General features: G+C 49.7%; 15 protein-coding genes, 1 pseudogene and 1 other annotated feature. Of the genes and pseudogenes, 4 read left to right on the top strand and 12 right to left on the bottom strand.

Annotation, left to right across the window (positions count from 1 at the left end; translation table 11 throughout):
* Window positions 1-16 precede the first annotated feature (16 nt).
* The 6 genes from rsxC to OK023_RS08880 all read right to left on the bottom strand — a co-directional run bounded on the left by rsxC (window position 17) and on the right by OK023_RS08880 (window position 8825).
* A complete protein-coding gene (rsxC, locus tag OK023_RS08905; RefSeq protein WP_317697054.1) occupies window positions 17-2278 on the bottom strand; it encodes an electron transport complex subunit RsxC in 2262 nt (753 codons plus the stop codon).
* On the bottom strand, window positions 2271-2846 hold the full coding sequence (gene rsxB / locus OK023_RS08900) for an electron transport complex subunit RsxB (RefSeq protein ID WP_317697051.1): 576 nt from the start codon (window positions 2844-2846) through the stop codon (window positions 2271-2273). The genes rsxC and rsxB overlap by 8 nt, the downstream gene beginning before the upstream one ends.
* The gene (gene rsxA / locus OK023_RS08895) at window positions 2846-3427 is read right to left on the bottom strand and encodes an electron transport complex subunit RsxA (RefSeq protein WP_317697048.1); all 582 of its coding nucleotides are present in this window, start codon (window positions 3425-3427) and stop codon (window positions 2846-2848) included. Before rsxA ends, rsxB begins: the two co-directional genes overlap by 1 nt.
* Window positions 3428-3572: 145 nt before the next feature.
* Window positions 3573-4010 (bottom strand): DUF2569 domain-containing protein, encoded by a 438-nt coding sequence (locus tag OK023_RS08890; protein WP_317697596.1) that lies wholly within the window; start codon window positions 4008-4010, stop codon window positions 3573-3575.
* 148 nt (window positions 4011-4158) lie between these two features.
* Window positions 4159-5571 carry a glycoside hydrolase family 1 protein gene (locus OK023_RS08885; protein ID WP_317697046.1) on the bottom strand — a complete coding sequence of 471 codons (1413 nt, stop codon included), beginning with the start codon at window positions 5569-5571 and terminating at the stop codon, window positions 4159-4161.
* Between the two features lie 545 nt (window positions 5572-6116).
* Window positions 6117-8825, bottom strand: a complete 2709-nt coding sequence (locus OK023_RS08880) for a tannase/feruloyl esterase family alpha/beta hydrolase (RefSeq protein ID WP_317697044.1) — start codon at window positions 8823-8825, stop codon at window positions 6117-6119.
* A 265-nt stretch (window positions 8826-9090) separates the two neighbouring features.
* On the opposite strand from OK023_RS08880, the gene OK023_RS08875 reads away from it, so the two are divergent.
* Both OK023_RS08875 and OK023_RS08870 read left to right on the top strand, forming a co-directional pair.
* Window positions 9091-10146, top strand: coding sequence for an oxidoreductase (locus OK023_RS08875; protein ID WP_317697042.1), 1056 nt, complete (start codon window positions 9091-9093; stop codon window positions 10144-10146).
* Between the two features lie 35 nt (window positions 10147-10181).
* A complete protein-coding gene (locus tag OK023_RS08870) occupies window positions 10182-11180 on the top strand; it encodes a bile acid:sodium symporter family protein (RefSeq protein ID WP_317697040.1) in 999 nt (332 codons plus the stop codon).
* A 165-nt stretch (window positions 11181-11345) separates the two neighbouring features.
* On the opposite strand, the gene add is transcribed toward OK023_RS08870, so the two are convergent.
* On the bottom strand, window positions 11346-12353 hold the full coding sequence (gene add, locus OK023_RS08865) for an adenosine deaminase (RefSeq protein ID WP_317697038.1): 1008 nt from the start codon (window positions 12351-12353) through the stop codon (window positions 11346-11348).
* Window positions 12354-12846: 493 nt separating this feature from the next.
* On the opposite strand from add, the gene OK023_RS08860 reads away from it, so the two are divergent.
* Window positions 12847-13338 (top strand): Dps family protein, encoded by a 492-nt coding sequence (locus OK023_RS08860; RefSeq protein ID WP_317697035.1) that lies wholly within the window; start codon window positions 12847-12849, stop codon window positions 13336-13338.
* An 82-nt stretch (window positions 13339-13420) separates the two neighbouring features.
* Here the strand turns inward: OK023_RS08860 and trpA are convergent, their stop codons facing one another.
* From trpA to OK023_RS08835, 5 genes and pseudogenes are all read right to left on the bottom strand, one after another.
* Complete coding sequence (gene trpA / locus OK023_RS08855; RefSeq protein WP_317697033.1) at window positions 13421-14227, bottom strand: tryptophan synthase subunit alpha; 807 nt, start codon at window positions 14225-14227, stop codon at window positions 13421-13423.
* A complete protein-coding gene (gene trpB, locus OK023_RS08850; RefSeq protein WP_317697593.1) occupies window positions 14227-15420 on the bottom strand; it encodes a tryptophan synthase subunit beta in 1194 nt (397 codons plus the stop codon). Before trpB ends, trpA begins: the two co-directional genes overlap by 1 nt.
* Before the next feature lie 35 nt (window positions 15421-15455).
* Window positions 15456-16817: a bifunctional indole-3-glycerol-phosphate synthase TrpC/phosphoribosylanthranilate isomerase TrpF gene (gene trpCF, locus OK023_RS08845; RefSeq protein ID WP_317697591.1), complete on the bottom strand. Its 1362-nt coding sequence runs from the start codon at window positions 16815-16817 to the stop codon at window positions 15456-15458.
* A gap of 3 nt (window positions 16818-16820) precedes the next feature.
* Window positions 16821-18417, bottom strand: a pseudogene (trpD, locus tag OK023_RS08840) (bifunctional anthranilate synthase glutamate amidotransferase component TrpG/anthranilate phosphoribosyltransferase TrpD).
* Window positions 18417-19979, bottom strand: a complete 1563-nt coding sequence (locus tag OK023_RS08835) for an anthranilate synthase component 1 (RefSeq protein WP_317697031.1) — start codon at window positions 19977-19979, stop codon at window positions 18417-18419. Before OK023_RS08835 ends, trpD begins: the two are co-directional and overlap by 1 nt.
* A 24-nt stretch (window positions 19980-20003) precedes the next feature.
* Window positions 20004-20108: a sequence feature (Trp leader region), on the bottom strand.
* 233 nt (window positions 20109-20341) lie between these two features.
* Between OK023_RS08835 and rnm the strand changes: the two genes are divergently transcribed.
* Window positions 20342-21229, top strand: a complete 888-nt coding sequence (gene rnm, locus OK023_RS08830; RefSeq protein WP_317697028.1) for an RNase RNM — start codon at window positions 20342-20344, stop codon at window positions 21227-21229.
* The last annotated feature ends 25 nt before the right edge of the window (window positions 21230-21254 follow it).

Raw genomic sequence — 21254 nt, 5'->3', positions numbered from 1 at the left:
CCCCCGTTTAGGTCTGCTATTCATCGATTGGAACTGGTTGTGACTCGGCCTTTTTGGCTTTAACGCGCGCTAGTGCGGCGGCAACGGCGGCTTTGCGCGGGTCTTCCTGTTCTGCATCCGTCACTGGTTCAGCATTTTGTGTAAGTTGTGCTGCTTTCTTGGCTTTAACTCGCGCTAGTGCGGCGGCAACGGCGGCTTTGCGGGGATCCTCCTGTTCTGTATCCGTCACTGGTTCAGCATTCTGTGCAAGTTGTGCTGCTTTTTTGGCTTTAACGCGCGCTAGTGCGGCGGCAACGGCGGCTTTGCGCGGGTCTTCCTGTTCTGCATCAGCCGCTGGTTCAGCATTTTGTGTAAGTTGTGCTGCTTTCTTGGCTTTAACGCGCGCTAGTGCGGCGGCAACGGCGGCTTTGCGCGGGTCTTCCTGTTCTGCATCAGCCGCTGGTTCAGCATTTTGTGTAAGTTGTGCTGCTTTCTTGGCTTTAACGCGCGCTAGTGCGGCGGCAACGGCGGCTTTACGGGGGTCTTCCTGTTCTGCGTTAGTCACTGGTTCAGCACTTTGTGCGGGTTGTGCCGCTTTCTTGGCTTTAACGCGCGCTAGTGCGGCGGCAACGGCGGCTTTGCGCTGGTCTTGTTCGTCAGTGACGGTGACTTCGATTGTTTGCAGTGCTTTACGCTCTCTGGCCAGTGCTTTACGTGCTTCGCGGGCAGCGATAGCTGCACTATTGTCAGGTTCCTGACCAATAATCGTTATCGCGCTGGCTTCGCCATTTTTGCTACGAACTCGCGCCAGCGCGGCTTGAACGGCATTTTGGTCGTTTGTGGTCAGTTTTACCGCCGCTTTTTTGTGACGCTCTTCACGGGCGCGTTTCTCTCGTTCCAGACGTGTCTGCTTCGCCTCGAAGCGAGCTTTGGCTTCCGCTGTACGTGCAGCTTCTTGATCCAAAGTTTTGATATCTGCCTTTTCCTGGCGATAGTATTGCACCAGCGGAATATTGCTGGGGCAAACATAGGCACAAGCACCACATTCGATGCAATCGAATAGGTTGTGGTTGCGTGCTTTTTCATGCTCTTTGCCGCGGCTGAACCAGTAAAGCTGTTGTGGTAACAGCCCCGCAGGGCAGGCATCGGCACACAATCCGCAGCGGATGCATGAGAGCTCTGGCTCCTGTGGTGCCATTTCATTTATCGTCGGTGCAAGCAAACAGTTGCTGATCTTGACAATAGGAACATCCAAGGCAGGTAGGGTGAATCCCATTAAAGGTCCCCCCATGATAACCATTGGCTGTGGCTGTGGTCGATACCCTCCCAAAGTCAATAAGTGTTGTACGGGAGTGCCGAGCCGTGCCCAGACGTTACCAGGCTTGCTCATAGCCTCACCGGTCAAAGTGACGACACGCTCTATCAACGGTTCACCGTCAACGATGGCCCGCTTGATGGCAAAAGCGGTACCCACATTTTGCATCAATACACCGATAGAGGAGGAGTGCATGCCATGGGGAACTTCTTTGCCTGTCAGGATCTTGGTTAATTGTTTGGCACCACCGGATGGGTATTTGGTGGGGATCACACGCAGCATAACGTCATTTTGCCCGCGCAAAGCGAGGGCTAACGCGCTGATAGCCTGTGGTTTATTGTCTTCAATGCCTATCAGGGTCACTTTCGGTTTCAGAAGGTGACGCAGGATCTGGATACCTTCAATAATTTGGGCAGCGTGTTCTTGCATCAACCGATCGTCGGCAGTGATATAGGGCTCACATTCAGCTGCGTTAAGGATCAGGGTTTCTACTTGCTGATCGCCGCCTTGCAATTTGCTGGCAGTAGGAAAACCGGCTCCTCCCAGACCAGCAATACCAGCCTGATGAATACGCTGGAGTAGTTCTTCCGTGCTGAGTTGATGATAATCCGTCACTGGAGTCAGATTGCACCAGCGATCCTGTCCGTCTGGTTCAATGATCACACACAGCTCAGCCAAGCCAGAGGGATGTGCGGTTACGCGAGGTTCAATTGCACGTATTCTTCCAGAAGTCGGCGCATGTACCGGTAATGTGCGACCATGTCCGAAGGTAAGGGGCTGGCCTTTTAATACCGCGTCACCGGCTTTCACGCACAGTTCGCCCTCAGGGCCTAAATGCTGTTGCAAAGGCACGATGAAAATATCTGGCAGAGGAACGGCTCGCAGTGGTACACCGCTGGACTGGGTTTTCATTTCCGGTGGATGAATACCGCCATCGAAATCCCAAATCCGATCTTTTTTAAAGGCGGCGAATAAACTAAACATGTTGCTCCACTTGGATCACTTGCACCGGAATTGTTTTCATATCCCACTTCCAGCTAGCGGTAGTGGTAGCGACCGGTTTCATTTCAATACAGTCAGTTGGGCAAGGAGCAACGCACAGGTCGCAGCCGGTACAAAGATCAGTAATCACTGTATGCATGGCGCGCGTGGCACCAACAATGGCGTCAACAGGGCAGGCTTGAATACATTTGGTACAACCGATACATTCGGCTTCGTGAATAAAGGCGACCTTGCGTATCGGCGCGGCGACGGCTGCGCCGCCATCTAACGGTTGAGGTTCAACATTAAGCAACTCTGCCAGCCTGAGCATCACCTGTTCTCCGCCGGGTGCACATTTGTTGATCATCTCACCATTGGCCACGGCTTCAGCATAGGGGCGGCAACCAGGGTAGCCGCATTGACCACATTGGCTTTGTGGTAGGATCTCATCGACCTGTTCGGCAAGCGGATCTTCCTCCACTTCAAAACGACGTGCAGCAAAACCCAGCACGAGACCAAACAGTAGCCCTAACGTGCTTAATGCGGCAATGGCTATCCACAACGCAGTCATTAGAATTTCACCAGCCCGGTAAAGCCCATAAAGGCAAGTGACATCAATCCAGCGGTGATCAATGCGATAGAGGAGCCACGAAATGGCGCTGGCACATCGGCGACAGCCAACCGTTCACGAATGGCGGAAAACAGCACCATCACCAACGAAAAGCCCGCAGCGGCACTAAAACCATAAATCGCAGACTGCATGAAGTTGTGACCAAGGTTAATATTGAGTAATGCAACCCCCAGTACAGCACAGTTGGTTGTTATCAGGGGCAGGAAAATCCCTAACAGGCGGTAGAGTGCCGGACTGGTTTTACGCACCACCATTTCGGTGAATTGCACCACAACGGCGATCACCAGAATGAAAGAAAGAGTGCGCAGATACACTAAATCCAACGGGATCAGGATAAAGCTGTTGATCAGCCATGCGCAGATAGAAGCCAGCGTCATGACGAAAGTTGTAGCCATGCCCATGCCGATGGCACTTTCCAGTTTTTTGGAAACACCCATAAATGGGCACAGGCCCAAAAACTTAACCAGGACAAAGTTATTCACCAGCACTGTGCCGACAAACAAAAGCAGGTATTCGGTCATTACATAGCCTACAAAAGTGAAAGCCGCCTATTATCGGGAATTGGCGTCGTTACGACAACACACTAATAGCAAGGGTACTGCGTTTTTTTGCCTATTTTGATGAAAATTTACACAACTCTACGTGCAGAACGTGCTTTCGTTGTGGCTACTCGGTGAAAGTGCCTTTAACTCGCGTTGAACGCTTAACGTAAGGGACCAGTAATGCAGCCAGCAGCAATGGCCAAAGGAGGCTGCGCACCGCAACGTCGTCAGGTACTTGAGCAAAAGCGAAAGCTTTGATTGCCAATAATACGGTGATCAGTAACCAGACCAGAAACAGCTTGGGGAAACGCTGTGAACGTTGGCAAAACAGCCACAGCAGGTAAATCGTAAAACACCACATAGCCAAGGTGGTGAGCACAGAAAAATACCATTGCAGAGTGAATGCCTGAGCATTGGTGAGTAAATATTCGCGCGATTCTGGCATAAATATGGCCATAGCGTACAGCATCAGCATCAAACTGGCGCTCAGTAGGGTTACGATAAGATAAGCCATTGGGGCCAGTAACCAGCCGCCGATGCGGGAGTATTGAGCTTGGGTCATCATAATGTCCGGAGTATTATTCATTATCGCCGCATAGCTTAAACAAATATCAACTCACACGCGAGGCAATGATAGCTATCTGTGATGACTAAAAAGAAAAATGCCAGTAAAAACTGGCATTTAGCTGTTTCGCAATAAAGTTATAGGGTTAGCGTTCAGCGCCGTTGCTGGCGATCAGTTTCTGGTACCAGAAGAAACTCTTCTTGCGCTGACGTGCCAGATCTTTGTTATGATCAACATAAACAAAGCCATACTGTTTCTGGAACCCGTTGAGCCAACTGAGTAAATCGATAAATGACCACGGATAGTAACCACGTACATCCGCACCTTGTTTGATGGCATCTTCGATGGCGCCAATATGCTGACGCAGATATTCGATGCGATCATCATCTACCACTTCGCCGTTGATAATCGGATCTTTGGCACCTAGCCCGTTTTCAGTGATATACATAGGAATATCACCGTAACGTGCTTTGATATTCATAATACCTTCGGTAAGACCTTGTGGATAAATCTCCCAGTCCCAATCGGTATACACGCCATTAGGATTGCGAACGAATTTAAACAACCCTTTAAAGCCGAATTCATTCCCTTGCTGGTGGCCACTGCCTTTCTCACCGGTCGTGTTGATAGTGAGACGAGATTCCTGATTGTTTGCCGCGATGGTTTCACGCTTGTAGTAGTTAAGACCAATAAAATCGCAGATATTGTCATGCAATAATTGCTCGTCGCCTGGTGCAAACTGTGGCACTCCCCACAGCGCCTGAGCCTGTGCCAACAATTCCGCAGGATATTCACCTTTCAGCACCGGATCATAAAGCCAGTGGGTAAAGATCCCCTCGGCTAACTGATACGCTGCCAGGTCTTCAGGCGACTGACTCAGTGGTGTGTGAGTCTGCAACACGTTGACGAAACCGATTTTGCCATCGATGCCGCTGGAGCGGAAAGCCGCCACCGCCTTGGCATGAGCGACAAACACATGATGGCACGCCTGAATCGCGCGGGCTGTATTTTGCAAGCCTGGTGGATGACCACCGGTGACGTAACCGAAACCGATAAAGCACACGGTTTCATTGAACGTTGACCATAACTTGACGCGGTCACCGTAGCGCGCATAACACAGGCGAGCATACTCTTCGAATGCTTCTGCAGTACTGCGTGCTTCCCAGCCCCCTTCGTTCTGCAAAGCCTGCGGCAGATCCCAATGGTAAAGGGTGATCATCGGCTCAATGTTGTGTTCTAACAGCGCATCGATCAGGTCGCTATAGAATTTGATCCCAGCCTCGTTGATTTCACCACGCCCTTGCGGTAGCAATCGCGGCCATGAAATGGAGAAGCGATAGCTTTGCATACCCATTTCAGCCATCAAGGCGACGTCTTCGCGGAAACGATGATAGTGATCGACAGCGACATCGCCATTGGTACCTTGATAAGTAGTGCCAGGCAGATGGGAGAAGGTGTCCCAGATGGAAGGGCCTTTGCCATCAGCATCATGGGCACCTTCAACTTGATAGGCTGCTGTAGCGGCACCCCATAGGAATTCTTTTGGGAAAGCAGACATAACGATCCTCGCTCTAGATGTAAAAACTAAGCATAGTCTAGGTTGAGTCTTAAGGTGTTTGCAACCGGTTTCTGAAACCGGTTGCATAAATGTAATATGTTGGAGAGCGGGCTGGTATGAGAAATTCGACTGGGTGTCATATGCTATCTTGTGTTCCAGTGTGAACCTTGACAATCCAAATCACCGCGAGAATGTTGCAAAAGCTGCAGATATATAACCCGTTAATCCTCTAAAGATCCTGTAAAGTAAAATAACGCCCCAGACAGCCACCGAACCCTATACAGGTCGATGGCTGTGACTATTTTCAGCCTGTCATTACGAGTAAAACCATCAAATAATCAATAAATTACTTAATTTTTTTGCTTAGTGCAGGTTTTTCCCACTAGTCTTTTATACCCAAAATAATTCGAGTTGCTTGTAGGCGGCAACTGAGAGAAGCCCTAGATGCATAGATAAACTCTGTGACTAGGGTGAACGAAAATAGCGAACACCCAAGCAACTTGATGTATTAAGGGTAATTGACTGGCATTATTATTGGACATCGTTTAATACAACAGTCCCAGGCCAAAACTGTCATCCGTGATGAGTGAAAGAATGCCGCCATTGGTGGTGTAACTGCCAATAATCGTTCCTGCTGTGTTTATTACGCCGAGTACGGGTTGGTTATAGGTCAGTTCGCCATAAGTATTCCCCTGAAAGACCGTGCTCCCACTCAATTCAATATCAAACTGGTCCACCTCTGTGGTCATTACGTGGTAATTACCATCCGCAGCACCGGTTGCTAGGGGCAGGGCTGAAGGCTGAGGCGCATAAAATTCCATGCCGTAGTAGTAATCTGAACGGGTTAGAACCAGTGGTACCGGTTTGCCATTGACCATACCGCTAATGATGCTCCCACTTAATTTGCCGTCTTTATTGGCCGGTGTTCCACCGATGAAATAGTCAAAAGCGTTACGGTCGTTATTCCAGGCGATATAACCTTTGGCGCTCAGCGAACAGTTTGCATCGTAAATGATAAACCCTTGAGTGTTCGGGTCGCGGCAGGTTTGCCAGGTAGCCGCGGAGGAGCGAAGCCGGGCTGAGCCGCTCAATGGTATGCCATTGTCGTTGCTGAGGCTGTACTGGATACCCGTCACATTGTAAATATCGGCGATAGCTTTGTAATCGTCACTGACATTCTGGAATGCCACCAGTGGCAGGAACTCCGATTCTGATACTTTTGCTACGCCACCGGATAGTACCCCACCTCCGGTAAAGGTGAACAACGCGCCATTCTCGTCACTACTGAAGGTACAGCCATTCTGGACAATCAGAGTACCACTGCGCAGCGTACCCGCCGGACGTTGCAGGCTGGCATCAATGGTAATGCTGTAGTTCATGGTTGTAGGATCGAAGTTTATGGTCAATTCTTCACCAAACGTATTGCCTCCTTTGTAGGTTGTCGCGGTCGTAGGCAAGTTGGAGCAAGCCTGTGGAAGAATGTTGGTGCTATCGGTGCAGCTGTAGTTTATTGCCGCATCAAGACTGCCGGAACCGTGATATTTTGGCCATGAAGGATACTGGCAGAGTGGTCTGGTTCGCCCAAAGGTTTTCGCGTTAATATCCATTACCCAGCGATTACCGGGGGCCACACCATGCTCGACCCAGTTTTCCAACGCTGCTAATGAGTTCCACGCAGGCAAAAAGCTGCCTGTACCATGCCCCATACCCGGGACAGTATAAAAACGAATTCCCTGATGGGTAGCCTCCTGCCCGACCTGATTAATCACAGCCTGGTACCAGGCGATAGTGGAATTTGGACTGATGACTTCGTCAGCAAGGCCGTGCAGCAGGATAAGACGATGCCGATGACCTAGAAATTCTGAGATGTCTGGGTTGGTGGCATCGGTCAATGCAGAGACCTGTTGTACTCGGGAAGTGTAACTATCTGGATCAGCGGGATTAAAGGTCAGTGCATTGAAGGAGGCGTCGCGAGTGATGAAATATTTTACCCACTGATCGCCAGTCACATACATATTTGCATCCGCCTTAACGGCGGGGTTACCGGGGGTCGAGCGAGTTCCCAGATTGCGCGTGGTGAAAGAGCCGGCAACGAGTGTACCTTCTAGCAGATTATAACCTCCAGCGACTGTTACGCCATTAGCCAGCGCATAGTTCAGCTGTAATGGCGACTCGATAACCTTGACGGTAGCAATCTGGGCATCCGAGAGGCAGGTATCACCGCTATCTATACCACCAGGACAGCGTAGATTAGCTAAGACCTGTGCGCCCCCCGCACGGCATCCTTCCACATTACTGATGACATTATCCGTAGCCCCATCCAGTCGATCGCAGGCTGCCATTGCTGCCTGTTGTACTAGCAGGGTTTTATTGATATTCAGCCAGCCCGCCCCACCATCAAGATACAGAGCCCGGCCCACCGCCACGTTTGACAGCCGAGTAGCGCTGTAATTTAGCGCCGGTTCATTAGCAATCACGCCGTCATAATCAAGCGGCCAGCGCTGGATATAGGCCAATGCATCGCGCCCACCGGTAGATGTGCCAAGAAAATAACTATATTGTGGCAATGTGTTGTAACGCTGTTTTAGCAGCAGTAATGCAACATCATGGGTTTTTTTCAATGTGTCGCCGCCGTAGTTGGCTAACGCCTCATCATCCATGGCAAAACTACCATCGGTAATACTCCCGCTCTGGTGGCCAGAATCATCACCCCAGGTGGCATAGCCTTGTGCAAGCGGAGCTGGATTACTCGGTAGGGAAAAACGTACTGTTTCCGTGCCATCAATCAGCCGTCCATTAAACCCTCCACCACCAAAGTGGATCGCTTTATTGTTCCAATGTGTGGGGAGATTAACGGCAAAATTGATCTCTGGCGCACTGCCCGTCGCGGAAAAAATTTTTCCGCGTACCTGACAATACTCACCTAAGGTATTTCCAATAGTATCAGTGAGGATCAGCGTGGCTGAAACCACGTGAACTTCCCCTGTGGGCAAGATTAAGGATGAGGCTGGTAGGGTGAAATCATTGAGTTTATCGCAGGCTTGTTGTGCGGTAAGGGGCTCAGGCGTCGGCTCCTCGGTAGGCGTTGGGTCTACGGGCGTTACGGGATCGCTTGAAGTGCCAGTGGCTGTTGCCAAATCTTGTGTTGAGGTTGGATTACAGGCTGTCAGTAATGTGCAAACTAAACCGGTAAGTAGCGGATATTGTATTTTATTTATTATATGGTTAAGCCAAAGCTTAGGTGGGGTGTTCATGGATTGAGTGACCTTATAGCATCATTGCTGGATATAACAAAATTGAAACTACATTTAAACATTCGAAACAAAATAACGGTTTGCACTCATGCACTAAATTAATATTTTTCATGTTAGGAGCGCTATCGAGTCAGGTGTTTCCGTTTTACCCGTCAATAGTTAATTTACTTGTTGTTCCTGCTGGCATCATAGTGTCAAATTATTTTATGCCTTTCACACAGCGACATACCTGGGTGAAAATCGTTACTCTGAACGAGGAAACAAGATGACTGAAAAAATCCGGGTAGGCTTGGTAGGTTATGGGTTTGCCAGTAAAACATTTCATGCTCCATTGATAGCGGGAACGTCTGGTATGGAGTTGGCCGCTGTTTCCAGCAGCGATGCGGCTAAAGTCTACGCCGACTGGTCGTCAGTAACTGTTGTAAATGATCCGCAATCGCTGTTTAGCGATCCTTCGATTGACCTGATTGTGATCCCAACGCCAAACGATACGCATTTCCCGCTGGCTCAACAGGCACTGGCGGCGGGTAAGCATGTGGTGGTGGATAAACCATTTACCGTGACGTTGTCACAAGCACACGAGTTGCAACATCAGGCGGAACAGACTGGACGATTACTTTCAGTATTTCATAATCGCCGTTGGGACAGTGACTTCTTGACCTTGAAGGCTTTGCTCAATGAGAACTTACTCGGTGACGTCGTCTATTTTGAGTCCCATTTTGATCGCTACCGCCCGCAAGTGCGTCAACGTTGGCGTGAGCAAGGCGGAGTAGGGAGCGGTATTTGGTATGATTTAGGACCGCACCTGTTAGACCAAGCGTTGCAGTTGTTTGGTAAACCACAGACATTATTCGTCGATCTGGCGGCACTGCGCTCAGCTGCCCAGTCGGTAGATTACTTCCATGCGGTACTTAATTATGGCCAGCGTCGCGTGGTACTGCATGGGACGGTGTTGGCCGCAGCGGAAAGTGCGCGCTATATCGTTCATGGAACGGAGGGGAGCTTTATCAAATTTGGTCTAGACCCGCAAGAGGATCGTCTGAAAGCCGGTGAGCGCTTGCCACAGGCGGATTGGGGTTATGACATGCGTGACGGAGTCGTGACATTGTCACGTGACGGTGAGTTGTTCGAAAAGCCACTGTTGACTATTCCAGGGAACTATCCCGCCTACTATGCCGCCATTCGTGATGCGATTAACGGTGAAGGTGTTAATCCCGTACCGGCTAGTGAAGCGATTGAAGTGATGGAATTGATCGAGCTGGGTATCGAATCGGCTAACCAGCAAAAAGCGCTAGCTGTTGCTTCGAACCTAGGTTCTTAGCGTTTAAACGGTCTAAATCTAAGGAATTCTGCATAATGTCTTGGTTGCAGCGTCTGCGTATTGATAATTTCTTGCTGGTGTTGGTTATTGTTGTTCTATTAGCTTCGTTTTTTCCCTGCGAAGGGAGTTGGAAGATCTTTTTTCAACATCTGACCACTACTGCCATTGCTTTACTGTTTTTTATGCATGGGGCAAAGTTGTCCCGCCAGGCGATTATTGCTGGGATGAGCCACTGGAAACTGCATTTGGTGGTATTTCTGAGTACTTTTGCGCTATTTCCACTTCTTGGCCTGGCGATGGATCTGCTAGTACCCGACATATTGACACCCACTGTTTACCTGGGCTTTCTTTATTTGTGTGCTTTACCTGCCACAGTTCAGTCTGCAATTGCGTTCACCTCTGTTGCGGGGGGCAATGTAGCTGCTGCGATCTGCAGTGCTTCTGCATCCAGTATTCTTGGTGTGTTTCTCTCACCACTGCTGGTGGGAGCATTGATGAAAAATCAGGGTGATGATACCGATGTGTTGCATGCCATAGGGGCGATTATTCTACAGCTGATGGTGCCATTTATTGTGGGGCACCTGGCGAGGCCACTGATCGGCAAATGGGTCGATCGTCATCGCCAGTTGATCAGTATGACTGACCGCTCATCGATCCTGCTGGTGGTTTATACCGCCTTCAGCGCGGCAGTGATTGAAGGGATTTGGAGCACTATTGATGGTGCTTCGTTACTGACGATCCTGTTGCTGTCATTGGTGTTGTTGATGGTGGTGCTGATTATCAATACCTGTACCGCGCGTTGGATGGGCTTCAACACCGCTGATGAAATCGCCATTGTGTTTTGTGGTTCGAAAAAGAGCCTGGCAAATGGTATTCCCATGGCTAATGTTTTATTCCCTGTCTCAGCCGTTGGCGCTATGGTTTTACCTCTGATGATTTTCCATCAGGTACAGTTAATGGTGTGCTCTGTCCTTGCGCAGCGCTATGCACGCAAAATGGCTCAGCAACGGGAAACCGCTGCATTAACCAAATAAAACAACAAGCATGAGAAATAATCCAAGTTGTCGGCGTTTTGCAATATTAGCTGATGCTAGGCGGTAGTGACCTATTTCCCACAATTCAGTGGTGTAGGCCATTGAATTGGGACTGTATAAGTCGGTCTAGACTTTATGCCTTAGCATGTGAGCATGCATGGTCAATCAGAGCGCATAGCTTAATACTTTTTCTCGTAATGCTTTCTTTTCCTGTTCGTTGAGGAAGGCCATTTTCAGGCCGTTTTCCTGTGCGGTACGGATCTCTTGTGCGGTCAGCCCGGCTTTCGGTGCTGCTACGAGATATTCATGTTCGATCTCAATGCCTTGAACAGCAGGGTCGTCGGTATTGATGGAGGCGAGTACACCGTGACGCAGAAAGGTAGCCAGCGGATGCTGCGCTAAAGAAGACACTGTACTGGTTTGAATATTTGACGTCAGACAGGATTCAATACCTATAGCGTGTACCGCCAGAAAATCCATTAGCGCCGCGTCATTGACTGCTTTAACTCCGTGGCCGATACGTTCAGCTCCCAGCTCGCGAATAGCCTGCCAAATGCTTTCTGGGCCGGCTGCTTCACCCGCATGTACCGTAATGTGTAAGCCTGCATCACGGGCACGGTTAAAGTGGTTGAGGAACAGGTTGCCGGGTGATCCCAGTTCATCACCGGCCAGATCCAGTGCGGTAATGCTGTCACGGTGGTTCAGCAAACTTTCAAGCTCTTTCATTCCAGCCTGTGCGCCAAAGGTACGGCTCAAAATGCCAATCAGGCGCACATCAAGATCATGGTCGCGACAACCGGAATGAACCCCTTCAATCACGGCTTCGACGACGCCCGCCAACGGTAGCTGGTGTTTCATTGCCATATAATAAGGGGAAAAGCGCAGTTCTGCGTAGTGTATGCCAGCGTTTGCTGCATCTTCGACGTTTTCATAGGCTACGCGACGGCAGGCATCCAGATCGCCTAATACCGCTACACCCCAATCCAGTTTCCGCAGAAAACTCATCAGGTCAGGTTCTGCATGGGTAATTTGTACATGCGGGCACAAGGCGGACAAATTATCTGCGGGTAAGGTGATATTGAATTGGCGACCAAGATCGAGAATAGTTTGCGCGCGTATATTGCCGTCCAGATGGCGGTGAATATCGGTAAGAGGCAGGCGGGGATCAATCATGATATGCACTCGTTATACAGTTATAGGTAAAGTGCATATCAGTATAAAAACAAAACGATGAAAATAGCCATCATGTTGCATGAAAAGGTGACATTTATCACATTTAATTATTCTGCTGCAATAATGACTCACCTTTTATATTTGTAACCCTGCTTCCTATTTATTGAAATTTGTAATACATAGACAAGCCTATTAGAAATCATCTCCTTGAGATTTCCTGGTAGGCTGCTACTTTGCGGCATTCAAATCGGTTCCCGACTAATTTTTTCCGGTAGACTTGTCACTCTCCCCTGTTACTGACTCGGGTTGGTTTCAGTGGCGCTCTTCAGTTGCTGTTTACCGGCATATTGAAGTAACTTGGTATAACTTCATTGGTTTAAACGATTATATTGATGCATTCTACCGTCTTTTTCACCATGAAATGTCCGGTTATTCTATGTACATGGCTATCACTCTGTAGACAATCGAAACAAATAATCAGGAGAAGATTATTATGGCAACGAACAAGAAAACAGCAAAAACGCATATCGGCCTCGATACCAAACAATCTGCAAAACTTTCAGAAGCTTTGAACGCCTTACTGGCAAACTATCAAGTGCTATATATGAATGTTCGTGGCTACCATTGGAACATATCCGGGCCACAATTCTTTGAGTTGCATGCTAAATTTGAAGAAACCTACAACGACCTGCTGACTAAGGTTGATGAATTGGCCGAACGTATTCTGACGCTAGGTTCGCAGCCTATTCATGCTTTTAGTCACTATCTGAAAACGGCAGATATCAAAGAAGATACTAATGTCACCGACGATAAAGGCACTCTACGCGGTTTGTTGGATGGTTACGGCATTTTGTTGAAGCAGCAGCGTGAGCTGTTAACGTTAGCGGCAGATGCTGGAGATGAAGGCACATCCTCACTGATGAGTGATTATATTAAAGAGCAGGAAAAACAGGTTTGGATGCTTAACGCCTACCTAGGTAAATAATCATTGCTCTTAGAGTCACAGCCCCAATCTGGGGCTGTCAGACTACTGACAATGTCCTGGCTTTTGGTCAGGACATTGTTTTTTAAACTCGGGTTGCCGCTTTCATTTCGCGAACAAATTCTCCCAGTTTTGCCAGCATTTCTGTCGGTTGTGCCAGATTTTGTTCAATTATTCGAACGATTGCTGAACCCGAGATGGCCCCTGCAGCACCCGCGGCTAATGCCTCTTTTACCTGCGAAGGCTCTGAGATGCCAAAGCCCTGTAACGCCGGTGCTGCATGATATTCGTGCAGTTTATTGATTAAGTGATCAAGTGGCAGCTGCGCACGGCTTTCGGTACCGGTCACTCCCGCACGGGAGAGAAGGTAAGTGTAGCCACGGCCATGTGAAGAGATCTCTCGCAGTAAATCCTCTTCTGCATTAGGCGGGCAAATATAGATAGGCGCAATGGCGTGGCGAGTCGCCGCTGCACGAAAAGGTGCGGACTCTTCGAACGGAACGTCGGCAATCAGCACTGAATCAACCCCAACTTCCGCACAGCGCTGATAAAAAGCATCGATGCCTCGGTGGAACACCAGATTGGCATACATCAGCAGACCGATAGGGATAGTGGGGTGCTTTTGACGAATGGTCGCCAGCATTTCAAAACAGTGCGTTGGCGTGACGCCGGAGGAAAAAGCCCGTAATGTCGCATTCTGAATGGTAGGTCCATCAGCCAGTGGGTCAGAGAATGGGATCCCCAGTTCTAAAGCGTCAGCGCCGTTTTCTACCAATGTATCGATAATCTGCAAAGAGAGCGTCGGGTTTGGATCGCCCAGAGTAACAAATGGAACAAATGCGCCTTCTTTATTGTTTTCCAACCGTTTGAACAGTTGCTGATAACGATCCATTACATCTCTCCCCGAGCTTTCAGAATATCGTGAACGGTAAATATATCTTTGTCGCCGCGACCAGACAGGTTAACCACCAGGATCTGTTCTTTCTGCGGCGTTTCACGGATCATTTTCAGCGCATGCGCCAGGGCATGAGAAGACTCAAGTGCCGGAATAATCCCTTCGTGGCGAGAAAGTGCTTTAAACGCTTCTAAAGCTTCATCGTCGGTGATGGAGACGTACTCTGCGCGCCCAATACTGTTCAGATAGGCGTGCTGTGGGCCAACCGAAGGGAAATCCAGACCCGCAGAAATTGAGTAGGATTCCTCGATCTGTCCTTCAGCGGTTTGCATCATTGGCGATTTCATACCGAAGTAGATGCCCACATGACCGTGCTTCAGAGGGGCGCCATGCTGGCCAGTTTCAATACCCAGACCCGCCGGTTCAACACCGATCAGGCCAACTTGGGTATCATCAATAAAGTCGGCAAACATGCCAATGGCGTTGGAACCGCCGCCGATACAGGCCAGAACGGCATCCGGCAAACGACCTTCACGCTCTAGCATTTGTGCTTTAGTTTCTTCACCGATCATCCGCTGGAATTCGCGCACGATGGTCGGGAAGGGATGTGGTCCGGCGGCTGTACCCAGCATATAGTGGGCTTTTTCGTAGGTACCAGACCAGTCGCGCAGTGCTTCGTTACAGGCATCTTTCAACGTAGCAGAACCACTGTGTACCGGGATCACTTCTGCACCCATTAGACGCATACGGAAAACGTTGGGTGACTGGCGTTCGATATCTTTAGCGCCCATATAAATACGACATTTCAGGCCAAGCAGCGCACAGGCAAGTGCAGAAGCCACGCCGTGTTGACCCGCACCGGTTTCAGCAATGATCTCTGTTTTACCCATACGCTTGGCAAGTAAAGCCTGACCTAATACCTGATTGGTTTTATGCGCGCCGCCGTGAAGCAGATCTTCACGCTTCAGGTAGAGCTTGGTTTTTGTTCCCGCAGTCAGGTTCTTACATAATGTGAGCGCTGTGGGACGTCCCGCGTAGTTTTTCAGCAGGTCGATAAACTCTGCTTGAAACTCAGGGTCACGTTGGGCACTCACGAAGGCTTCTTCGAGTTGTTTCAATGCTGGCATCAATATCTGTGGCACATACTGACCACCAAATTCGCCGAAGTAGGGGTTAAGCAACGTCATTATTTTTCCCGTTATTATCCGTTAAATTGTGTTCGCAATCAGTAGGTGCGCAAAGCTTCAAAGGCCTTGTTCAAGCGCGAGGCATCCTTGATGCCGGGTTGGCTTTCTACGCCGGAATTAAAATCGAGCCCTGCACAACCGAGGTGGGCCGCATCCATACAATTATCTGCATCCAAACCGCCAGCCAGCATCACATTGTCCAGCGTTTGCCCTTGCAACAGTGACCAATTAAATTGTTTACCCGTGCCACCCGCACCGTTATCCAAAAGATAACGATCAACATATTTCAGGTTGCGTGCTGGCAGTTGCTCTTTCACGCTTAAGGCTTTCCAGATTTGGCAATGGGCCGGTAGTTCAGCTCGTAGGCTGTCGATGTAGCTCTGATCTTCTGCGCCATGTAACTGCACGGCATACAGGCCCAGGTGCTCTGCGGTCTGTATTACCGTCTCTATCTGGTCATCACAGAATACGCCAACGTATTGTAATGGCGCACCGGAAATCACTTCCCTTGCGCGGGCCAGGTCGACATAACGAGGTGAACGGTCAACGAAAATCAAACCGCCGTAATTGGCTCCAGCCTGATAGGCTGCGGCGGCATCCTGCGCCCTGGTGAGACCACAGACTTTGTTATCACCCAAGATCACCCTGCGAACGGCACTGCGCAGGTCATTCTCTGACATCAGGGCACTGCCGATCAGAAAGCCGTTAGCATAACGGCTGAGCTGACGGATTTGAGCATAATTGTTAATACCTGACTCGCTGATCACCGTAACACCCTGAGGGATCAGAGGCGCTAGGGTTCGGGTACGATTAAGATCGATAGAGAGATCGCGCAGGTCACGGTTGTTGATACCGATGACGTGGGCATCAAGTTGTACCGCACGCTGCAATTCATCAACGCTGATGACTTCGGTTAGCACACCCATATTCAGGCTGTGCGCGACGGCAGCCAATTGACGGTACTGCTCATCATTCAATACCGAGAGCATTAGCAGAATAGCGTCAGCCTGGTAATGACGTGCTAGATAGATCTGATACGGGTCGATGATAAAGTCTTTACACAGTACTGGCTGATGGACGTTTTGGCTCACCAGTGGCAGAAAATCGAAACTGCCCTGAAAATATTTTTCATCGGTCAATACCGAGACTGCAGAGGCGAAATCTTTGTAGATTGAGGCGATTTCTACCGGATTAAAATTCTCACGGATTAATCCTTTGGAAGGCGATGCCTTTTTACACTCAAGAATAAATACCGTTTTATCTCCTTGCAGAGCATGATAAAAATTACGATTGCTGGGTTCGATCTTATGTTGAAAGCTCGCAAGCGGCTGTTGTTGGCTTCGTGCTGCGACCCATTGCGCTTTATCACGAACAATTTTGTTAAGCACGGTTTCCTGCATCATTTATCCTCTCGCTGCCAAAGCAGTGACACGCTGGTAAGCTTGGCCACTGTGGATCATATCCAATGCCTGCTGCGCGTTATGGCGCAGGTCTTCTTGTCCAAATAGTTTCAACAATAGCGCGACGTTGGCGGCTACTGCTGAGGCGTGAGCACGTTCGCCCTTACCTTGTAACAAGCTTGCCAGAATATCACGATTTTCTTCCGGTGAGCCGCCTTGCAATGATCCCAGGGGGTAGGTATCAAGCCCGAAAGATTTGGGTGTCAACTGATAGCTCTCAATTTCACCCTGATTAAGTTCAGCCACATGTGTCACCGTATGGATAGCGACTTCATCCATGCCGCCACCGTGAACTACGGCGGCACGTTGATAACCCAACACACGCAGTGTCTGAGCAATCGGTAGCACCAGTTCTGAACTGTATACACCAATCAATGCTAACGGTGGACGGGCCGGATTAATCAGTGGCCCGAGGACGTTAAACACCGTGCGGGTCTTTAACTGTTGACGCACGGGCATCGCGTGACGAAAACCACTGTGATATTGCGGTGCAAACAGGAAACAAACGCCAAGTTCGTCTAATGCTTTGCGCGAGGCTTCCGCTGGAAGATCCAGCTTAATGCCGAAGGCTGCCAGAAGGTCGGATGAGCCAGACCGGCTGGAAACACTGCGGTTGCCGTGTTTGGCGATCTTGGCCCCACAAGCGGCAGCAACAAAAGCACTGGCAGTGGAAATATTGATGCTGTTAGTGCCATCACCGCCAGTACCGACAATATCAGCAAAGGCGTAATCAGGCCGTGGAAACGGCAGGGCATCAGCTAATAGCGCTTTTGCAGCACCGGCGATTTCCTCAGGGCGCTCACCGCGGATCTTCATGCTGATCAGCGCTGCCGCCAATTGGCTGTGCTCCAACTCACCGCGGATGATGGCGCTAAACAGTTGCTGGCTCTCTTGCTGGTCCATCGGCTCTGCACGATACAGTTTTTCAAGAATAGATTGCATGGTTATTTATCCTTAATTATTTCGCCAGTGCCCAGGCCAAAGTCTGCTCGAGCAAACGTGCTCCTTGGGTTGTTAAAATCGATTCTGGATGGAATTGGAAACCGCATACACGGTGTTGATCATTGCGAACTGCCATCACCATGTCGCCAAAACGGGCATTAACGGTCAATTCTGCAGGAATGTTGCTGCCTACAAGCGAATGATAACGGGCAACAGGCAGTGGGTTGGTTATCCCTGCAAACATGGCTTCACCATCGTGAGTGATGGATGAGGCTTTGCCATGAAGGATCTCGCCCGCTTGACCCACTTTTCCACCATAGGCTTCTACAATAGCCTGATGCCCTAGGCATATACCGATAATCGGCATTTGGCCGCGTAAGCGTTGCAGCAGCTCAGGCATACAGCCGGCTTCAGCGGGTGTGCCTGGGCCTGGTGACAGCATCAATACGGGCTGTTCCATTTGCTGAAGGCGTTCAATGATGATATCGGCGGCAATCTGGTTACGATAAATAACCACTTGATGGCCGCTGGTGCGCAGTTGGTCGACTAGGTTGTAAGTAAAAGAATCGACGTTGTCGAGCAGTAAAATATCGGCCATCAGAATGTCTCCTTGGCCTGATGCGCACTGGCTATTGCGCGCAGCACGGCTCGTGCCTTATTAAAGGTTTCATCGGCCTCAGCCTGAGGAATGGAATCCAACACCACACCGGCACCTGCTTGAACGGTGGCAATGCCATCCTCAACATACGCAGAGCGAATGACAATGCAGGTGTCCAAATCGCCGTGAGCGGTAAAATAGCCCACGGCACCACCGTAGCTACCGCGGCGTGAACCTTCCGAGGCCGCAATTAACTGCATAGCGCGTACTTTGGGGGCACCACTCAGTGTGCCCATATTCATGCAAGCCTGATAAGCGTGCAGAACGTCAAGATCGGCACGCAGTTCGCCGATCACACGAGAAACCAGATGCATCACGAAAGAATAGCGGTCAACTTTAGTCAAGTCGGCAACATAGCGGCTACCAGCGGTACAGATACGTGCAAGATCGTTGCGTGCAAGGTCAACCAACATCAAATGTTCTGCCAGCTCCTTCTGGTCGGTACGCATTTCCAGTTCGATACGGCTGTCGAGATCCCGATCTAAAGAACCATCAGCGTGGCGGCCACGTGGTCGGGTTCCTGCAATAGGATAGATTTCAATCTGGCGGCTGGTGGCGTCATACTTCAACGCACTCTCCGGCGAGGCCCCGAATAGAGTAAAATCGTTATCCTGCATAAAGAACATGTAAGGGCTTGGATTATTCTCTTTTAATGTCTGGTAGGCGGCTAACGGGGTTGGGCAGGGAAGTGAGAAACGGCGTGAAGGTACCACCTGAAAAATTTCTCCCTGATGAATCGCCTGTTGCAATTTGCTCACTACCGCACCGTATTCTTCATCACTCTGGTTACAACTTAACTGCATATCTTCCAATTTCTGATGAGGAATAGCCTGTGGTGCCTGTTGTAATTGCACCTGAAGCTGTTCAAGGCGCTGTTGCAAACGCATCGTTTCTGTAGGTTCACCAGTAAAGACACTGGCTTGCAAATGGGCAACGCCGCGTTGGTGATCCAAGACCAACAGGGTTTCTGCCAGATAGAAGCAGAAATCCGGGCAGCGTTGTTCTTGGCGTAGTTCGGGCAAATCTTCAAACCCTGCCACCAAATCATAGGCAAACAGGCCGCCAAGTAACATGGCTTCACGTTGTTCAACCGGTGATTCCACTAGTGTCAGCATAGTCCGCAGGGCATCAAAGACCGACAACGAACGCAGACGTGCATCTTCGTCTTGCATAACGTCAGTGTCCGGAAAGGTTAATTCACGGCCATTGGAGTGAACTTGAATATGAACTTCGCGTGGCAGCGCTTTATCCAGTAGTGGCAGCAATGTTACGCCGTTAACCGTCAGCGCTTGAATGCTGACTTGACGGCCCAATGCAGTAATGCGCAGGGCACTGTCTACAATCAGTAAGCTTTTCAGATTCTGCTTGCTGTTGATTTCGGCTGAATCTAACAACAGCGTGGCTGGGCGAGCACCACACAGCTGATGGAATACTGCTGTAGTATCACACCGATAATTGGCCTGTGTAGTGAGGAGTTTCAGTTGTGGTTTATTGTTGTTCATCGGTTATTCCAGTTAAATCTTGTCCAAAAAAAACCCGCTATCATCAGCGGGCTTGAGCAATCTACAGTGCCAGTTGACAAATATGCGTGATTACACCGCCCTTGATTGGGAGGTATGCCACCAACGAAGAAGAGAATTTTGCTTGGTCATCATAGGCTCTCTGTATGTCATCCAACACGGCGATCGCCGTGAACTTATGTACTAGTTAACTAGTTCGAGAGATTAAAGTCAAGTCCCTTTTTGCACAATACGTTAGCGGGCAACGTGATGGGGGAGATAAATATGGCGAAAGCAGAATAGATTTCCGTCCAGTAAGTTATAACGGTTATGATAAAAGGCCAAGCCATTGCAGGATATTTCTTTTGACAGACAGCAGCCCACAATCCTCTGTTTTTACCCTATATGACCTCCATAGCCATACCACGGCTTCAGACGGCTATCTGACACCGGGCCAATTGGTGCAGCGCGCGGTTGAGATGCGCGTTGGTGTGTTAGCGATCACCGATCACGACACAACCGAAGGTTTAGGTGAGGCGGCTGCGACAATTGCCGCTTTGGCACTCCCGCTTCAGCTTATCAACGGCGTTGAGATTTCAACCTTGTGGGAAAATCATGAGATCCACATTGTCGGACTAGGGATCGAAATTACACATTCCTCTATGCGGCAATTATTGATAGAGCAGACTATTCGACGGAATGAACGCGCATTGGAAATCGGTGCTAGGTTGGCAAAAGCACGTATTCCTGATGCTTATGCCGGAGCACAAAAACTGGCAGGGAATGGGGCAGTCACTCGCGGGCATTTTGCACGTCATTTGGTGCAAGCGGGGGTTGCAGACAATCTGTCTCAAGTATTCAAGAAATATCTTGCCAAAGGGAAAATCGGCTACGTTCCGCCACAGTGGTGTACAATAGAACAAGCTATTGATGTGATTCACCAATCCGGTGGTCAAGCCGTTATGGCACACCCAGGGCGTTACGATTTAACGGCCAAGTGGCTTAAGCGTTTGCTAGCGTATTTTGCTGAAAATGGGGGCGATGCAATGGAAGTGGCACAATGCCAGCAAGCCCCCAATGAGCGTGCGTTGTTGGCTCGATATGCACAAGAACATCAATTACTGGCGTCTCAGGGGTCCGATTTCCATCAACCCTGTTCGTGGATAGAGTTGGGACGCAAGCTGTGGTTGCCTGGCGGTGTAGAGCCGGTATGGCGTGATTGGCCACAACACCAACAGGCTAAAGCATGTTGATTTTACGCGGCATTTGTCGTGCGCG

Source organism: Serratia sp. UGAL515B_01 (genome assembly GCF_033095805.1).
GTDB lineage: Bacteria > Pseudomonadota > Gammaproteobacteria > Enterobacterales > Enterobacteriaceae > Chania.
The sequence above is the reverse complement of the archived record's forward strand: the minus strand, read 5'-3'. Positions and strand labels throughout refer to the sequence as shown.

What these genes read in the sequence shown, in the direction of transcription:
- rsxB (WP_317697051.1), bottom strand. Translation starts at nt 2,846, where the DNA reads ATGACTGCGTTGTGGATAGCCATTGCCGCATTAAGCACGTTAGGGCTA.
- OK023_RS08885 (WP_317697046.1), bottom strand. Translation starts at nt 5,571, where the DNA reads ATGTCTGCTTTCCCAAAAGAATTCCTATGGGGTGCCGCTACAGCAGCC.
- OK023_RS08875 (WP_317697042.1), top strand. Translation starts at nt 9,091, where the DNA reads ATGACTGAAAAAATCCGGGTAGGCTTGGTAGGTTATGGGTTTGCCAGT.
- OK023_RS08870 (WP_317697040.1), top strand. Translation starts at nt 10,182, where the DNA reads ATGTCTTGGTTGCAGCGTCTGCGTATTGATAATTTCTTGCTGGTGTTG.
- rsxC (WP_317697054.1), bottom strand. Translation starts at nt 2,278, where the DNA reads ATGTTTAGTTTATTCGCCGCCTTTAAAAAAGATCGGATTTGGGATTTC.
- rsxA (WP_317697048.1), bottom strand. Translation starts at nt 3,427, where the DNA reads ATGACCGAATACCTGCTTTTGTTTGTCGGCACAGTGCTGGTGAATAAC.
- trpCF (WP_317697591.1), bottom strand. Translation starts at nt 16,817, where the DNA reads ATGCAGGAAACCGTGCTTAACAAAATTGTTCGTGATAAAGCGCAATGG.
- OK023_RS08880 (WP_317697044.1), bottom strand. Translation starts at nt 8,825, where the DNA reads ATGAACACCCCACCTAAGCTTTGGCTTAACCATATAATAAATAAAATA.
- OK023_RS08860 (WP_317697035.1), top strand. Translation starts at nt 12,847, where the DNA reads ATGGCAACGAACAAGAAAACAGCAAAAACGCATATCGGCCTCGATACC.
- trpA (WP_317697033.1), bottom strand. Translation starts at nt 14,227, where the DNA reads ATGGATCGTTATCAGCAACTGTTCAAACGGTTGGAAAACAATAAAGAA.
- OK023_RS08835 (WP_317697031.1), bottom strand. Translation starts at nt 19,979, where the DNA reads ATGAACAACAATAAACCACAACTGAAACTCCTCACTACACAGGCCAAT.
- add (WP_317697038.1), bottom strand. Translation starts at nt 12,353, where the DNA reads ATGATTGATCCCCGCCTGCCTCTTACCGATATTCACCGCCATCTGGAC.
- OK023_RS08890 (WP_317697596.1), bottom strand. Translation starts at nt 4,010, where the DNA reads ATGACCCAAGCTCAATACTCCCGCATCGGCGGCTGGTTACTGGCCCCA.